The following is a 271-nucleotide window of genomic DNA, read 5'->3' on the forward strand; positions in this document are numbered from 1 at the left end:
GGCCGACTTCGCCCGCGCCGATTTTCAACTTGAAGATGCGGTGGCGGCGCAGGTCCAGCATCTTCTGGGCCTCGGCAATGTCTTGTGCGGTGTTGCCGCTGGCCAGGGTCCAGGCCACCGGCAACGCATCGCGCACACGCCCGCCGAGCAGTTCGCTCACCGGCAGATTCAGGCGCTTGCCAAGGGCATCGAGCAAGGCGCTTTCAATACCCGACTTGGCGAAGGTGTTGCCGCGGATGCTGCGCTCCAGGCGCAACATGGCCGCGTTGAT

The 271-nt window shown here is 64.9% G+C and carries 1 pseudogene; it reads right to left on the minus strand.

Annotated features, from left to right (window positions below):
• Positions 1-271 (minus strand): annotated as a pseudogene (locus AC0L20_RS41065) (muconate cycloisomerase); the annotation flags it as partial.

Source organism: Bradyrhizobium sp. Kon58 (assembly GCF_055807455.1).